The 16801-nt window shown below is 37.2% G+C and carries 14 protein-coding genes; all 14 read left to right on the top strand.

Features of this window, described 5'->3' with window-relative positions; translation table 11 throughout:
• Positions 1–6: 6 nt before the first annotated feature.
• The 14 genes from aspS (at position 7) to IGL56_RS07840 (ending at position 16793) form a co-directional block, all read left to right on the top strand.
• Entirely contained in the window at positions 7–1776 is a 1770-nt protein-coding gene (gene aspS, locus IGL56_RS07905; protein ID WP_002357083.1) for an aspartate--tRNA ligase, read from the top strand.
• 153 nt (positions 1777–1929) lie between these two features.
• A complete protein-coding gene (locus IGL56_RS07900) occupies positions 1930–2766 on the top strand; it encodes a bifunctional hydroxymethylpyrimidine kinase/phosphomethylpyrimidine kinase (protein ID WP_173961882.1) in 837 nt (278 codons plus the stop codon).
• Positions 2750–3256: an ECF transporter S component gene (locus IGL56_RS07895; protein ID WP_002357086.1), complete on the top strand. Its 507-nt coding sequence runs from the start codon at positions 2750–2752 to the stop codon at positions 3254–3256. The genes IGL56_RS07900 and IGL56_RS07895 overlap by 17 nt, the downstream gene beginning before the upstream one ends.
• Positions 3253–3822, top strand: a complete 570-nt coding sequence (locus tag IGL56_RS07890; protein ID WP_002365825.1) for a TIGR01440 family protein — start codon at positions 3253–3255, stop codon at positions 3820–3822. Before IGL56_RS07895 ends, IGL56_RS07890 begins: the two co-directional genes overlap by 4 nt.
• Before the next feature lie 142 nt (positions 3823–3964).
• On the top strand, positions 3965–4843 hold the full coding sequence (locus IGL56_RS07885) for a YitT family protein (RefSeq protein WP_002357090.1): 879 nt from the start codon (positions 3965–3967) through the stop codon (positions 4841–4843).
• Between the two features lie 420 nt (positions 4844–5263).
• Positions 5264–6301 carry a sugar-binding transcriptional regulator gene (locus IGL56_RS07880; RefSeq protein WP_002357092.1) on the top strand — a complete coding sequence of 346 codons (1038 nt, stop codon included), beginning with the start codon at positions 5264–5266 and terminating at the stop codon, positions 6299–6301.
• A gap of 39 nt (positions 6302–6340) precedes the next feature.
• On the top strand, positions 6341–7342 hold the full coding sequence (gene gap, locus IGL56_RS07875) for a type I glyceraldehyde-3-phosphate dehydrogenase (protein ID WP_002357093.1): 1002 nt from the start codon (positions 6341–6343) through the stop codon (positions 7340–7342).
• A gap of 126 nt (positions 7343–7468) precedes the next feature.
• On the top strand, positions 7469–8662 hold the full coding sequence (locus tag IGL56_RS07870) for a phosphoglycerate kinase (protein ID WP_002357094.1): 1194 nt from the start codon (positions 7469–7471) through the stop codon (positions 8660–8662).
• A 48-nt stretch (positions 8663–8710) separates the two neighbouring features.
• On the top strand, positions 8711–9466 hold the full coding sequence (gene tpiA / locus IGL56_RS07865) for a triose-phosphate isomerase (RefSeq protein ID WP_002357096.1): 756 nt from the start codon (positions 8711–8713) through the stop codon (positions 9464–9466).
• A 131-nt stretch (positions 9467–9597) separates the two neighbouring features.
• On the top strand, positions 9598–10896 hold the full coding sequence (gene eno, locus IGL56_RS07860) for a phosphopyruvate hydratase (RefSeq protein ID WP_002357098.1): 1299 nt from the start codon (positions 9598–9600) through the stop codon (positions 10894–10896).
• Positions 10897–11248: 352 nt separating this feature from the next.
• Positions 11249–12073: a toll/interleukin-1 receptor domain-containing protein gene (locus IGL56_RS07855; protein ID WP_002357099.1), complete on the top strand. Its 825-nt coding sequence runs from the start codon at positions 11249–11251 to the stop codon at positions 12071–12073.
• Between the two features lie 16 nt (positions 12074–12089).
• On the top strand, positions 12090–13451 hold the full coding sequence (locus IGL56_RS07850) for a deoxyguanosinetriphosphate triphosphohydrolase (RefSeq protein ID WP_002357101.1): 1362 nt from the start codon (positions 12090–12092) through the stop codon (positions 13449–13451).
• A 211-nt stretch (positions 13452–13662) separates the two neighbouring features.
• Entirely contained in the window at positions 13663–13878 is a 216-nt protein-coding gene (locus tag IGL56_RS07845; protein ID WP_002357102.1) for a hypothetical protein, read from the top strand.
• Between the two features lie 143 nt (positions 13879–14021).
• Complete coding sequence (locus IGL56_RS07840) at positions 14022–16793, top strand: sigma 54-interacting transcriptional regulator (protein ID WP_375344974.1); 2772 nt, start codon at positions 14022–14024, stop codon at positions 16791–16793.
• Positions 16794–16801: the final 8 nt, after the last annotated feature.

The raw sequence follows: 16801 nt of genomic DNA, 5'->3' as shown, positions 1-16801 counted from the left end.
TGAGAAATGGCAAAACGCACAACCTATTGCGGCAATGTATCTGCCGAATTTATTGAAAAAGAAGTTGTATTAAAAGGATGGGTTCAAAAACGTCGTGACTTAGGAGGCGTTATCTTTATTGATTTACGTGACCGTGAAGGAATCGTCCAAGTGGTCTTTAACCCAGAAAAGTCAAAAGAAGCATGGGAAATTGCTGATAAATGTCGTAGTGAATACGTCATCGAAGTTAAAGGTCAAGTCGTTTATCGTGATAAAGAAGCGATTAATCCCAAAATGAAAACTGGCGAGTTTGAAGTGATGGCGACTGACATTACGATTTTAAATACTGCGAAAACAACGCCATTTACCATTGAAGATGACAATAACGTTAATGACGAATTGCGCATGAAATATCGTTATTTAGATTTACGTCGTCCATCAATGACAAACAACATTAAATTACGTCACCAAGTAACGAAAACAATCCGTCACTATTTAGATAATCATGACTTTTTAGACATTGAAACTCCTTATTTAGGCAAATCAACACCAGAAGGCGCTCGCGATTATTTGGTTCCTTCTCGTGTCCATGCCGGTCATTTTTATGCTTTACCACAATCACCACAACTCTTTAAACAATTATTAATGGGGGCAGGCTTCGATCGCTATTACCAAATCGTTCGTTGTTTCCGTGATGAAGATTTACGAGGCGACCGTCAGCCAGAATTTACACAAATCGATATCGAAACGACCTTTTTAACACCAGAAGAAATTCAAACATATACAGAAAATATGTTGGCTGAAGTGATGAAAGAGACAAAAGGAATTGAGATTTCTGTTCCGTTTCCACGAATGAGCTATGACGAAGCGATGGCACGCTATGGTAGCGATAAACCCGACACTCGTTTTGCTATGGAATTAATTGATGTTGCAGAGGTAGTGAAAGACGTAGACTTCAAAGTTTTCCAAGCAGCGTTGGAAAATGGCGGACATGTGAAGGCTTTGAATGCAAAAGGCGCCGCAGATAAGTATTCTCGTAAAGATATGGATAACTTAGGTAAGTATGTGAGTCAATTTGGTGCAAAAGGCTTAGCTTGGTTAAAAGTTGAAGAAGATGGCTTAAAAGGACCAATTGCTAAATTCTTAACAGAAGTTAGTGATGAATTAATTGCTGCTACCAATGCAGAAGTCGGTGATATTTTAATGTTTGGTGCCGATAAACCTGAAATCGTAGCCGCTGCTTTAGGTGCGGTACGTACACGTTTAGGTAAAGAATTAGGTTTAATTGATGAATCGAAATTCAATTTCTTATGGATTGTGGATTGGCCGTTGTTTGAATATGATGAAGAAGCTGGCCGCTATGTTTCTGCTCATCATCCATTTACACAACCAAAAGCAGAGGATGTGGCCCGCTTAGCAACAGACCCAGCCTCTGTGTATGCGGAAGCTTACGATGTTGTCTTAAACGGCTACGAATTAGGTGGCGGCTCATTACGGATCCATACACGAGAATTACAAGAAAAAATGTTTGAAACGTTAGGTTTTACAAAAGAAGAAGCACAAGACCAATTTGGTTTCTTGCTAGACGCATTAGATTACGGCTTCCCGCCACATGGAGGGATTGCTTTAGGGCTAGACCGCTTAGCAATGCTATTGGCTGGGGAAGAAAATATTCGTGAAGTGATTGCCTTCCCTAAAAACGGGAAAGCAATTGACCCAATGAACAACGCACCAAGTTTAGTTTCTCCATTACAATTGTTTGAATTAAACATTGATGTAACAGCCATTGACGAATAAGTGTTAAATCCAAAGAAAGAGTGACTTCATTGACGGATGAGGTCACTCTTTCTTTGGGAAGGAAAAAGATAACGAAAGACTTAAAAAGTGGCTGAGCTAAAAATCTGCCAATTGGCTGTTTTTTCTTTTTAGAAAACTTTGTATGATAACTGAGTGTATAAAGGAGCGAAACAAATGACAAAAATAATTTTAACAATTGGCGGTTCCGATCCTTTTTCAGGTGGCGGGATTCAAACAGATTTAAAAACGTTTGAAAATCATCAAGTCTTTGGCTTATCAACTTTAACTTGCCTTGCTACAGCCCCCAAGAATCATTTTCAGATTCATGACCTTGAGACTTCTTTGGTGAAAGAGCAACTCGCTTCCATACCTGCCGGGAGTTTAGACGGCATCAAGATTGGCTTGATTCACAGTGAAGAAAGTATGCTACAAATTGCAACCTTTTTGAAAAAGCACGCAGGTCTGCCGGTGGTGTTGGATCCTGTCTTGGCTTTTAAAGAAACGACTTCAGTTTATGAAAAAAGATACATGCAGTTATTGATTGAAAAACTTTTTCCATTCGCAACGATTATAACGCCTAATTTAAAAGAAGCAGAATTACTCATTGGCAGAAAATTAACAACCGTCGAAGAAGTCCAACAAGCGGCGGAAGAGTTAAACTCTTTAGGAGCGGCAACGGTGGTGATTAAAGGTGGTAATCGTTGGCTTGGCCAAGAAGCACGTGACTTTTTTTATGATGGACAACAACATATTCAATTGGCCAAAGAAAAAGTAATGGCCCACACCATTGATGGCGCTGGTTGTTCCTTTGCTTCTGCAATTGGTGCGAATTTAGTTAAAGGATATCCGTTAATTGAAGCAGTTGATTTAGCAAAAACATACGTTCATGAAGCCATTGTTTCTGGGGTCCAGCTAAATGCAGCTTTTGGAAGTGTGTGGCATGAAGGATTACTAGCAGGAGGTGTGGCGGATAATGACAAGAAAAATTAGTCTATATGCAGTAATTACCGCTTTAACAGTGGCTGTGTCAATGGTCTTTATTATCCCCGTCCCAGCAACAAATGGCTTTGTTACATTGGCGGATGCAGGGATTTACATTGCTAGTTTACTTTTTGGTCCGATTGGTGGCTTGACAGTCGGAGCTTTAAGCGGTGGTTTAATTGATTTATTGTCAGGCTATCCACAATGGTTCGTTTTTTCGTTATTGATTCATGGCGGACAAGGTTGGTTAGCAGGGCACTTCTTTAATAAAAATAAAAAGATGCAAACGCTAGGATTACTTTTAGCCAGTCTCCTCATGATTAGCGGGTATGCTTTAGCGACTAGCTGGCTTTATGGCGTGGGTGCGGGGATTGCCTCATTACCAGGGAATATCATTCAATCCTTATTTGGGGTGATTGTAGCATTGCCTCTTAGTCAAACATTAAAACGTGTGTTACCAAAAAATGGTCGTTTAGAAGAAAGAAGGATGAACAAATGACTATCGATGAAAAAATGTTAAAAGAACAGTTAGTGACAATTACAGAAGAAGTCATTACAGCAGGAAATTTACAAAAAGGGGACCTATTTGTTTTAGGTTGTACCACCAGCGAGGTAGTAGGTGGCGTCATTGGTAAAAATTCCAGTGCCGAAGTAGGACAATGGATTGTCTCAACCTTAATTGAACAATTAGATAAAAAAGGCATCTCTTTGGCTGTCCAAGGATGCGAACATATTAATCGTGCTTTAGCGATGGAACGTCGTGTGGCTGAAGAAAAAGGCTTTGAAATTGTCTCGGTAGTACCACAATTGCATGCTGGCGGTTCTTGTTCAGTGGCTGCCTTTGAAAAATTTGATGAACCTGTGGAAGTTGAACATATTGTTGCTCAAGCAGGGATTGACATTGGCGATACATCTATCGGTATGCATGTAAAACATGTGCAAGTTCCTCTTCGCTTGAGCATTCGAACGTTAGGTGCGGCCCATGTTACAGCATTATATTCTCGTCCTAAATATATTGGTGGACCAAGAGCCCATTATGAAACAACCCAAGAACGAAATCGTTAAGATTTCGTTCTTTTTTCATTTCTATAAACATTTGATGAATCTTCCGTAATTATTATAGGAATCTCTTTTTTTCTCTCGGTAAACCACGTATAATATGAAAAGAAATGTAATTTATTGAAAACCTGAAACGAGGCTATTATTTATGAAAAAAATTTATGACGGACTGCCAGTTCATGACTATACAACAAAATTTTCCGTGTCGATTGTCTATGCTATTCTTGCATCAATTGCCATGAACTTTTTCTATCAACCAGGAAATATTTATTCCAGTGGCTTAACAGGCTTGGCACAAATTTTAACAACCCTCTCAACAAAAATTGTCGGTTTTAATGTGCCTGTCTCCATTACATTGTATCTGTTAAATGTGCCGTTATTCTTTATTGCGTGGAAAAAAATAGGTAAGAAGTTTACAATTTTTACTTTCATTACCGTGACTTTAACTTCATTATTTATGCATATTGTTCCGCAAACGGTGATGACCCAAGATCCAATTATCTGTGCTATTTTTGGTGGGGCGATTTCTGGATCAGGAATTGGTTTTGTCTTAAAAAACGGGGTTTCTTCTGGGGGCTTAGATATTCTAAGCATTACCATTCGGAAAAAAACGGGGCGTTCCGTTGGCTCGATTTCAATTTATTTTAACGCACTAATTGTCTTCGTTGCAGGTTATTTATTTGGCTGGCAGTACATGTTCTACAGTGCGTTATCAATTTTTGTAAGTGGAAAGGTCACAGATGCTGTTTATACTAAGCAAAAGAAAATGCAAGTTATGATTGTCACCAAGAACCCAGATCGAGTCGTGGATGAGATTCAAAAGAAAATGCGCCGCGGTATTACAATTATTCATGAAGCGGAAGGGGCATATCGCCACGACCGCCAAACTGTTTTGCTAACTATTGTGACACGTTTTGAGTTGCCAAGTTTAGAAGCAGCCATGAAAGAAAGTGATCCGAATGCCTTTGTCAGCATCTCAGATAATGTTAAAATTTTAGGACGTTTTTACGAAGAAGATTACAAATAAAAGGATATGAAGCAACGAGAGAATGGCTGTGTCTATTCTTTCGTTGCTTTTTTTGAAAAATAAGTAAAAAAATGCTTTGTGTGAGGACCTGAAATTCCCATTTAAACAAGAAGTTAATTGAAAGACGTTCGTGAATTCCTTTGCTTTTGGTTTAATTAGATCTGATTATTCGGAAATAAGTCGCTATTGTTTCTCACAAACGAATGCTTTGTTTGGATTTGAAAGAAAACGATGAAAAAAGAATCATTTTTATTGAAAAGACCTAAAAAAACTGGTACACTAAGTGTGTAATTGATAAGTACTTTTAATACTGTTATGAATAAATAGTAGGAAAAACGAACATCAATTCTATTTTTTTAAAGTTCATAGGTCGTTTTCAGTCTTACTTGGACATATTTCGACCCACAAAAGGAGCGCATCATGTTAAAAGAATTTAAAATGATTGAAGCAGTTGCTCCAGATATGCTCGATGTATTACAAGAAAGATTCCAAATTCTTCGCAATATTTATTGGATGCAACCTATTGGACGTAGAAGTTTATCAGAAACGATGGGAATTACAGAGCGAGTCTTGCGTACAGAAACAGATGTTTTAAAGCAACTCAACCTGATTGAACCTTCAAAAAGCGGAATGACATTAACAGAACGCGGTTTGGAAGTTTACCAAGGCTTAGAATTAGTCATGAATCAATTGCTTGGCATGCACCAAATCGAAAAAGAAATGACACAGTACTTTGGCATTCAACGTTGTATCGTTGTTGCAGGAGATAGTGATATCCAAAAGAAAGTTCTTTCGGACTTTGGAGATGTCTTAACCAATACGTTGAATTTACTCTTACCAAATGGTGAGAATACAATTGCGGTTATGGGTGGGACAACAATGGCCATGGTGGCCGAAAATATGGGATCACTAGAAACTGAAAAACGTCATAATTTGTTTGTTCCAGCCAGAGGAGGGATTGGTGAAGCAGTTTCTGTCCAAGCCAATTCAATTAGTGCTGTAATGGCCAACAAAACGGGTGGTAACTACCGGGCGTTATATGTCCCAGAACAATTGAGTCGTGAAACGTATAATAGTTTATTACAAGAACCCTCGATTCAAGAAGTTCTTACGTTAATTAGTCATGCCAACTGTGTGGTGCACAGTATTGGTCGAGCGTTGCACATGGCGGCACGCCGAAAAATGTCTGACGACGAAATGGTTATGCTCAAACAAAAAAATGCCGTGGCAGAATCGTTTGGTTATTTCTTTGATGAAGAAGGAAAAGTGGTCTATAAAATTCCACGAATTGGCCTTCAATTAAAAAACTTACAAGAAATTCCCTATGTCGTCGCAATTGCGGGCGGCAAAACGAAAGCCAAAGCCATTCGCGCATATATGAAAAATGCACCAAAACAAACGTGGCTCATCACAGATGAAGCTGCCGCAAACGAGATTTTAAAAGGGGTAACCCTTTAAAATAAAAAATTTTTGATTTTCATAAGGAGGAAATCTTTAATGACAGTTAAAGTAGGTATTAATGGATTTGGACGTATCGGACGCTTAGCTTTCCGTCGTATCCAAGATGTAGAAGGAATCGAAGTAGTTGCAATCAACGACTTAACAGATGCTAAAATGTTAGCACACTTGTTAAAATATGACACAACTCAAGGCCGTTTCAACGGTACAGTTGAAGTTCACGAAGGTTCATTCAACGTTAACGGCAAAGAAATCAAAGTTTTAGCTAACCGTAACCCTGAAGAATTACCATGGGGCGAATTAGGCGTAGACATCGTTTTAGAATGTACTGGTTTCTTTACTTCTAAAGAAGCTGCTGAAAAACATTTAACTGCTGGTGCAAAACGTGTAGTTATTTCAGCTCCTGGTGGTAACGATGTACCAACAATCGTTTACAACACAAACCATGAAACATTAACTGGAGAAGAAACTGTAATTTCAGGCGCTTCTTGTACTACAAACTGCTTAGCTCCAATGGCTAAAGCTTTACATGACAACTTTGGTGTTGTTGAAGGTTTAATGACAACTATCCACGCTTACACAGGTGACCAAATGACATTAGACGGACCACATCCTAAAGGCGACTTCCGTCGTGCGCGCGCTGCTGCTGCAAACATCGTACCTAACTCAACTGGTGCTGCTAAAGCAATCGGCTTAGTAATCCCAGAATTGAACGGTAAATTAGATGGCGCTGCTCAACGTGTTCCTGTAGCAACTGGTTCATTAACTGAATTAGTTACTGTATTAGACAAAGAAGTTACTGTTGATGAAGTAAATGCAGTAATGGAAAAAGCTGCTAACGAATCTTATGGTTATAACACAGACGAAATCGTTTCTTCTGATATCGTAGGTATGACTTACGGTTCATTATTCGATGCAACTCAAACAAAAGTGATGACAGTTGGCGACAAACAATTAGTTAAAACTGTTGCTTGGTATGACAACGAAATGTCATACACTGCTCAATTAGTTCGTACTTTAGAATACTTCGCTAACTTATAAGATTCATTCTTATCATTAGTGAAATTTGAACAATTGTGAAATAATAAGCGGGGAAGCAACGCGCTTCTCCGCTTTCTTTTTTTAAAAAAGAAAAATCCTAAAATTGACAATACAGGAGGTCTACTCATGGCTAAAAAGACAATTAAAGATGTAGATTTAAAAGACAAAAAAGTCCTTGTCCGTGTTGACTTTAACGTTCCGTTAAAAGATGGCGTGATCACAAACGATAATCGTATCGTAGCGGCTTTACCAACAATCAAATACGTGATTGAAAATGGCGGAAAAGCAATTCTTTTCTCTCATTTAGGTCGTGTAAAAACAGAAGAAGACAAAGCTGGCAAATCATTAAAACCAGTGGCTGAACGTTTAAGCGAATTACTAGGTCAACCAGTTACTTTTGTTCCAGAAACACGTGGTAAAGAATTAGAAGACGCTGTTAACAATATGAAAGATGGCGACGTTTTAGTATTTGAAAACACTCGTTTTGAAGATGTTGACGGCAAAAAAGAAAGCGGCAATGACGCTGAATTGGGTAAATACTGGGCTTCTTTAGGCGATGTATTTGTCAATGATGCTTTTGGTACTGCACACCGTGCACATGCCTCAAACGTTGGAATTGCTTCAACTGGTATCCCAACAGTTGCTGGTTTCTTAATGGAAAAAGAAATTAAATTCATCGGCGAAGCTGTTGAAAATCCAAAACGTCCATTCGTAGCAATCTTGGGTGGCGCAAAAGTTTCTGACAAAATCGCTGTCATTGAAAACCTAATTGAAAAAGCCGATAAAATTTTAATCGGTGGCGGTATGGCTTACACATTCATGAAAGCACAAGGCTATAGTGTTGGTTTATCTTTACTTGAAGAAGATAAAGTGGACTTAGCGAAAAGCTTAATGGAAAAAGCTGGCGACAAATTAGTTTTACCGGTTGATACAGTTGTCTCTAAAGAGTTCAGCAATGACGCTCCTTTCCACACGGTTCCTTCAACTGAAATCCCAGATGATGAAGAAGGCTTGGATATTGGTGAAAAAACAATTGAATTATTCGCTAACGAATTACAAGGTGCGAAAACAGTTGTTTGGAATGGACCAATGGGCGTATTTGAAATGAGTAACTTTGCCAAAGGAACAATTGGTGTTTGTGAAGCGATTGCTAATTTAGAAGACGCAACAACAATCATCGGTGGCGGGGACTCTGCTGCTGCAGCAATTCAATTAGGCTACGAAAACAAATTCTCTCACATCTCAACAGGTGGCGGAGCAAGTTTAGAATTATTAGAAGGCAAAACTTTACCAGGTTTAGCTTCTATTAACGATAAATAATCAGTTTAAAAGACAATATTTTTAAAAAAAGAAAAGGATGTGCTTTTCATGCGCAAACCAATTATCGCTGGTAACTGGAAAATGAACAAAACTTTAAGCGAAGCACAAAGCTTTGCAGAAGCAGTAAAAAATGCTGTTCCATCAAACGACGTTGTTGACGCTGTGATTGGATCTCCAGCATTATTCTTAGCTCCTTTAGCTTGGAACCTAAAAGATTCTGAAGTGAAATTAGCTGCACAAAACTGCTACTGGGAAAACGCTGGTGCCTTCACTGGTGAAAACTCACCAGCTGCAATTGCAGATTTAGGTGTAGACTATGTGATTATCGGACACTCTGAACGTCGCGAATATTTCCACGAAACAGATGAAGATATCAATAAAAAAGCCAAAGCAATCTTTGCAAATGGTATGACACCAATCTTCTGTTGTGGTGAAACTTTAGAAACGTATGAAGCTGGTAAAACAGCGGAATGGATCGAAGGTCAAATCACTAAAGGCTTAGTTGGTTTATCAAACGAACAAGTTGCTTCAATGGTTATCGCTTACGAACCAATCTGGGCAATCGGAACTGGTAAATCTGCAGATGCTAATATTGCAGATGAAATCTGTGGTGTTGTTCGTTCAACAGTTGAAAAATTATACGGCAAAGAAGTTTCTGAAGCTGTTCGTATTCAATACGGTGGTTCTGTTAAACCAGAAAACATCGCTGAATATATGGCAAAAGAAAACGTTGACGGTGCTTTAGTCGGCGGCGCAAGCTTAGAAGCAGATTCATTCCTAGCTTTATTAGATGCTGTAAAATAAGAAATCACTAACGGTAACGTTTTCTCAATGACTTTTGCAAAAAAATGTTTGCATAGTTTGCGAGAATTAACTACAATCATACATGAGGGAATCCCCTTAGTATAAATACAAACTCAAAGGAGAGACAAAACATGTCAATTATTACTGATATTTACGCACGCGAAGTCTTAGACTCACGCGGTAACCCAACAATCGAAGTAGAAGTTTACACTGAAAGCGGAGCTTTCGGCCGTGGAATGGTTCCTTCAGGAGCTTCAACTGGTGAATACGAAGCAGTTGAATTACGTGATGGCGACAAAGCTCGTTACTTAGGTAAAGGTGTTACTAAAGCTGTAGATAACGTAAACAACATCATTGCTGAAGCAATCATCGGTTACGATGTACGCGATCAAATGGCTATCGATAAAGCAATGATCGATTTAGATGGAACTCCTAACAAAGGTAAATTAGGTGCTAACGCTATTCTTGGTGTGTCTATCGCCGTAGCTCGTGCTGCTGCTGATTACCTAGAAGTGCCTTTATATCACTACTTAGGCGGATTCAATACAAAAGTATTACCAACTCCAATGATGAACATCATCAACGGTGGATCACATGCTGACAACAGTATTGACTTCCAAGAATTCATGATTATGCCTGTAGGTGCGCCTACATTCAAAGAAGCTTTACGTATGGGTGCAGAAGTATTCCACGCATTAGCTTCAATCTTAAAAGGTCGCGGTTTAGCTACTTCAGTAGGTGACGAAGGTGGTTTCGCTCCTAACTTAGGTTCAAACGAAGAAGGTTTCGAAGTAATCATCGAAGCTATCGAAAAAGCTGGCTATGTTCCTGGTAAAGACGTTGTTCTTGCTATGGATGCTGCTTCTTCAGAATTCTACGACAAAGAAAAAGGCGTTTACGTTTTAGCTGACTCAGGCGAAGGCGAAAAAACAACTGAAGAAATGATCGCGTTCTACGAAGAATTAGTTTCTAAATACCCAATCATTTCAATCGAAGACGGCTTAGACGAAAACGACTGGGACGGATTCAAAAAATTAACTGAAGTATTAGGCGACAAAGTTCAATTAGTTGGTGACGATTTATTCGTAACAAACACAACTAAATTAGCTGAAGGTATCGAAAAAGGTATCGCTAACTCAATCCTAATCAAAGTTAACCAAATCGGTACTTTAACTGAAACATTTGAAGCAATCGAAATGGCTAAAGAAGCTGGCTACACTGCAGTTGTATCTCACCGTTCTGGTGAAACAGAAGATTCAACAATCTCTGATATCGCTGTTGCAACAAACGCTGGCCAAATTAAAACTGGTTCATTAAGCCGTACTGACCGTATTGCTAAATACAACCAATTATTACGTATTGAAGATCAATTAGGCGATGTAGCTGAATACAAAGGCTTAAAATCTTTCTACAACTTAAAAAACAAATAATTCATTAAATGAATAACGCTTAAAGGGACAATTGGTTAATGAACCAATTCTCCTTATACTCGGACGTAAAAACACGCCTTTCTGCAAAGAAAGGCGTGTTTTTTTATATTTATAAAAATATTGAAAAAATAGATTAGAAATAACTTCAACCGTACATCGCTCTATAATCACTTGTTTAAAAATAACAAAACATTAACAAAACAACATTATATAAAAATTTAATAAAACAAAATAATTGTTATTTTATAATTTTAGTATTGACTGGTTTCAGATAACGCTGTACGCTTAAAGAAATAGTATAGAATTTCACAAAAAAATGAAAACACAAATTTAACTTGGAGGATGTTGAGCAGTGAGCAACGGGAAAAAGATTTTTATTAGTCATAGTTCAAAGGATCAAGAATATGTGGATGCGTTTATCCAATTATTGAAAAAGTTTGGGTTTCGAACACAGGATATTTTTTATAGTTCCACTATTGAAACAGGTGTACAGCCAGGAGAATTAATTTTTGACACGATTAAAAGGGAGCTAACCAATCAACCTGTCATGCTGTATTTTTTATCTGATCATTATTATCAGAGTATTCCATGTTTAAACGAAATGGGTGCTTCTTGGATGCTATCAGATAAACACTATCCAATTGCGTTAAATAATTTTTCTATGAAAGATATGAAAGGTGTTATTAGTAGTGAGCGTTTGGCGATTGCGTTTAATGATAAGACAAGTACTAATGAAATAAACTGCTTATTAAAAAAGTTATCTCATGACACAGATGTACAAGCTGAGCCAGATTTTGAACTAAACGTTGAGAAAAATATTCAGCCATTCCAAAATAAACTGACACAACTGATTCGGCAAGCAAGTTATTTAAAACCTGATGAAAAGGGATATTTTGAAACGATTCTTAGCACTCATCGTCCTGTGTATGGCACAGCAAAAGGGGTCTATGACTGTTTTAAATTACCTAGCTTAATTGAGCCTAAAAGTTTAGGTTTAGACACGCTATCAGAGGATGAAAGCCATTGGCTATTCTTTTTTCTTACGTGGGGAACTTTTCAAGAAGGCGAAAAAGTGCGGTTTAAATTGAAAAAGGATAAGGCGTATAACAATCGGGAATTCAGTGATATTGGTAAATGTAAAAATATTTACGTCTCTTATTTAGAGAAGGTAGAGTAATTGGAGGAGGTAATAAATGAAAATGAATTGGCGTCAGTTGGTTGGTACATATCGTATTTCTGATAATGGTAAACAATATCAAAATGACTGGTTAAATAAGCAAGTTGATTTAGCCACAGAACTTCGTAAATCTTTTGATAGTGACTATCGTAGAGTAATTAAAAGTGATGCATTTAGACGCTTACAAGATAAAACACAAGTTTTTCCTTTAGAACGTAATGATTTTGTAAGAACACGTTTAACACATAGCTTAGAAGTGGCAATGCATAGCAGGGATATACTTAGATTAGTTATTTCACAGTTGAACGAACGAAACATTGAGGTTATGGAATTATCAGAATGCTATCGGTTGTTAGAAACAGCTGCATTAATCCATGATATCGGCAATCCCCCTTTTGGACATTTTGGGGAAGAAGCCATTCGTATTTGGTTTGAAAAAAATGGTCCTTTGTATGCTTGTTGGTCTGATTTTTCGGAGCAACAACAAAATGATTTTCTTAACTTTGAAGGAAACGCTCAAACCATCCGACTTTTAACAAAACTGCATCATGATAATGGGACTTCTAAAGCAGGAATGAAACTAACAGCCACGACATTAGATACAGTTATCAAATATACGGCATCTTCAGATCAATTAAATAAGCAACAGCTTTTGTCTAAAAAAGTTGGCTATTTTTACTCGGAAAAACAAGTGTTTAACGCCATTAAATTTGCGACAGGAACACAAAATAAGCGACACCCATTAGTCTTTTTGTTAGAAGCTTCAGATGATATCGCCTATACTTTTTCAGATATCGAAGATGCCTATAATTATGGTTTATACAGCTATCAAGATTTAAAGCAGTTTGTTGATGCGCAAACAGGAACAAAAAAATTTTTAATGTTAGAAAAAGATAAAACAGAAGAAGCTACCTTACAAGAATTTTTGAGAAAGACACAAAGAGCTGTTTGTCAAAGCGTAGCGAAAAATTTTGCTAATCATTATGACTTAATTATGAGAGGTATCTATCATAATGAAATTATCATTGAAGATTGTGATGAAGTGAAATGCTTTCAGGCATTAAAAAACTTTTCTAGAGTCTATGTTTTTCAAACAAAAACAATTTTGGATCAAGAGGTATTGGGCTTCAATATCATCAATCGTTTACTAGATGAATTTGTTCCAGTCGTACTGAAATATGAAAAAGTTTCCATGAATAAGTATGAGGAGCGAATCTTTAATAATATTTCGGAAAGCGCGAAAGCGTTGTATAGAAGAGAAGCAAAGAACGCTACAGAAGCAGAAAAAGACTATTATCGTTTGAAAATGGCGGTGGACTTTGTATGTAATATGACGGATGGATATGCCAAAAAAGTTTATGATACATTATTCACTTAAAATTTGAGAAAAAGCTTCTCAGCGGTTGCCGCCGCTGAAGAAAACTAGTTCATTGCACAGGCTGATCGTTTCAGTAAAAATTTTAAAGATGCTAGTAATTTCACTGAAAATCGGGTACACTAAAATTAGCTAGTGTAACTAGCAAAAAAGGCAACTGGAATAGATAGGTTGTGCTGTCTATGAAGGGCTTTGTTTGTCAGGTGGTGCTGACATGCAAAGTGCCTTTTTTCTTTTTCTCAACATTTTAAGGACAAAAAACGATTGCAACATGTCACAATCGCTAACCTCGGAGAAAAAGGAATTTTTCTCCAATGGCCATTTCGATAACCTGTTGTGTGTTTCGAAACATTCAGAACGGTGGTGCGTTCTTTCAGTGCCTAATTATCCAATTCGTTTCTTGTTCCTCTATTTACAGTATACTGAATGAAAGCCTATTCTGCAATGATAGAATCAGGTTCCTGTGATTAAATAACATAAAAAATGGGCTCCTTATATAAAGAAAAATAACAAAAGAAATTTTGAATATTGACGTTTTTTTTAGGTACGTTATGATAAACGAGAGGTGATTTTATGTTAAAAACGCAAATTGTTGATTATTTACGCAATCAAACAGCTTTTTTTGAACCATCTTTAGTCAGTGAAATTTTCACAGCAAGCAATATTGCAACGACATTTTCTATCAAACGAAATACAGCTAGTCACTATTTAAATCAGTTAAACGAAGAAGGAATTCTAGTTAAGATCAATACACGACCGGTTTACTTTTTTCATAAAGAAGCGTTTCAACAACAAAACTATCTTTTAAAAAGAACTGTTTATCAAAGTTTCCAAGAAATGATCGATGAACAGCCTGCTTTTGATCGCAAAAGTGATTTTTTTCAGTCGGTCATTGGTTATCGCGGTAGTTTAGCTCAGACCATCGAACAATTAAAAATGGCAGCGCTTTATCCTGGCGGTGGATTGCCTGTCTTAATTACAGGTGAAAGTGGTACGGGTAAAAGTTTTTTAGCATCCTTATATTATCAGTTTTGTCTTTCAAAAGAACTACTTGACGATTCAGCACCTTTTGTGACAGTTAATTGTGCGCAATATGCCAACAATCCAGAGCTTTTAACTAGTCAATTATTTGGGCATCTTAAAGGCGCTTTTACGGGAGCAGATTCCGATAAAATTGGAGCCTTTCAAAGTGCAGAAGGGGGCGTTTTATTTTTAGATGAAGTTCATCGTTTGAGTCCTGAAGGGCAGGAAAAGTTGTTTACATTTTTAGATCAGGGTATCATATATCGGATGGGTGAAACCAATCGGCCCATTCCTGTTACGTGTCGGTTGTGCTTTGCCACAACTGAAGAAATTTCTAGCACCTTTTTAACGACATTTTTAAGACGAATTCCTATTCAAATTAAAATCCCAAGTCTTGCTGAACGCACTCAAGCGGAAAGAAAACAATTAATTATGCGAGCATTTTATGAGGAACAGCAAGCTATTCAAAAAGCAGTTACTATCACGCCACAAGTTATCCAACTTTTAGAAAATCACCATTATGTAGGCAATGTAGGTGAATTAAGAAATAATATAAAAATTATTACTGCACGCAGCTTTGCCGCCAATCTTGATAAACGTGTTATTCCAATCACTTTGCACGATCTACCGAAAGAATTTCTGGATCAATCGATCAGACTAGCTCCTGATGAAAATGAATTGCCTATTCGTTTAGATGAGCAAACAAATCTGGTTAGTTTGTTAGAGGAAACAGAGCTTGCGCAAAGAAGAATTATCCAGAGTTATGAACGAATCCTTCGTCTTTATGTCTCTCACCATCATCATCTTTCCACTGCCAATAACGACATCTCGAAAGAAATTGAACGCTTATTCGATGATTTATTATTTGAAAAGAAGCGAGAGAAAAATCACGAAATGCTATTGTTTATTACGCAAAATATCCGTCAATTATTGGAAACGATTGAATCGTCTTATCAAATTCGGTTTAATGGCAGTTTAGTCTATGCATTAAGCACCTATCTGTTTCAACGAAGATGTATTGATTGGTTTCCAGAAAAAGAACCTACAACAGTCATTGACGAACTTTTAACAGAAGTTCAAACTAAATTAGCAACTAGTTATGGCTACGCTGAACAACTGTTAACTTTAGTGAAACGTTCATTAGATATTGAACTATCCCAGATGGATCGAATTATTGTCACCATTTATCTTCACTATTCGGGTTCAGTAAAGGAAAGTCACTATCCGAAAGCGGTGATTGTTGCCCACGGATATGCCACAGCAAGTAGTATTGCGAATGTTGCAAATCGGCTGTTAAATTTGCCAATTTTTCAATCGTTTGACATGCCGTTAGATGTTACTCCCAAAAAAATTTCCGAACACTTAATTCACTATATGGAACGTCAAGAAACGAGGAATGGTTTAGTAATTCTTTTTGATATGGGTTCATTGAAAGAAATTTATCAGTATTTTCCGGCAGAAGAAGAAGGTCCTTTTTTATTAATGAATAATGTGACAACAAGCTTGGCTCTGTCTATAGGAGAAGCCATTAAAGACGAAGTTTCTTTTGAAGAATTGCCCCAAAAAGCGTTAACGGTTCATCCAAATGAATGGGAAATCATATTACCTGAAAATAAAACGGAACGTGTCATTTTAACAACGTGTAGTACCGGAATTGGTACAGCCGTTAAAATTAGAGATTTACTTGAAAAAAGTTTACCTGCAGAAGCACAATTAAAGATTATTCCTTGGGAATATAATCAATTACGTAATGCAGAATCGATCAAAGAAAGTTTCCCAGAATTTGAGATTGTCGGCATCATCGGTACAAACAACCCGTCTTCAAATGACCTCCCGTATATCTCTTTAGAAGAGTTGATTGCAGGAAAAGGAATTACGACCCTTTTAGAATGGACAAAGAGAGAATTAACTAAAGATATGCTGTCCTATGTAAATCATGAGTTGATTCGTAACTTTTCATTAGATCGGGTCATTCAATCAGTGACGATTTTAGATACAGAAAAAATTATTCGACAAGTAGAAGTCTTTTTAATTCAATTAGAAGAGCGGTGGCAACAAACGATTCAAAATGATCGTAAATTGGCGGTATATGTCCATGTCAGTTGTTTAATTGAACGATTAATCCGGAATGAACCTATTGAAAATTATAATGGCGCCGAACAATTAAAGCAGTGTCAAAGAACGGTCTTGCAAGAGTTAAAAGAGGCGTTTAGTGTCATTGAAAAAGTTTATAGTGTCAATATACCTGAATCGGAGCTTTTTTATGTCTATGATGTGTTGTTTGGAAAAACGGAGTTTAACAACGCAGAAAGCGATTTTTAAAATAAAAA

This window comes from Enterococcus sp. DIV1316a (assembly GCF_050536915.1).
Taxonomy (GTDB): domain Bacteria; phylum Bacillota; class Bacilli; order Lactobacillales; family Enterococcaceae; genus Enterococcus; species Enterococcus faecalis.
Note: the sequence above shows the minus strand (reverse complement) of the source record. Positions and strands in the feature narration are given on the sequence as shown.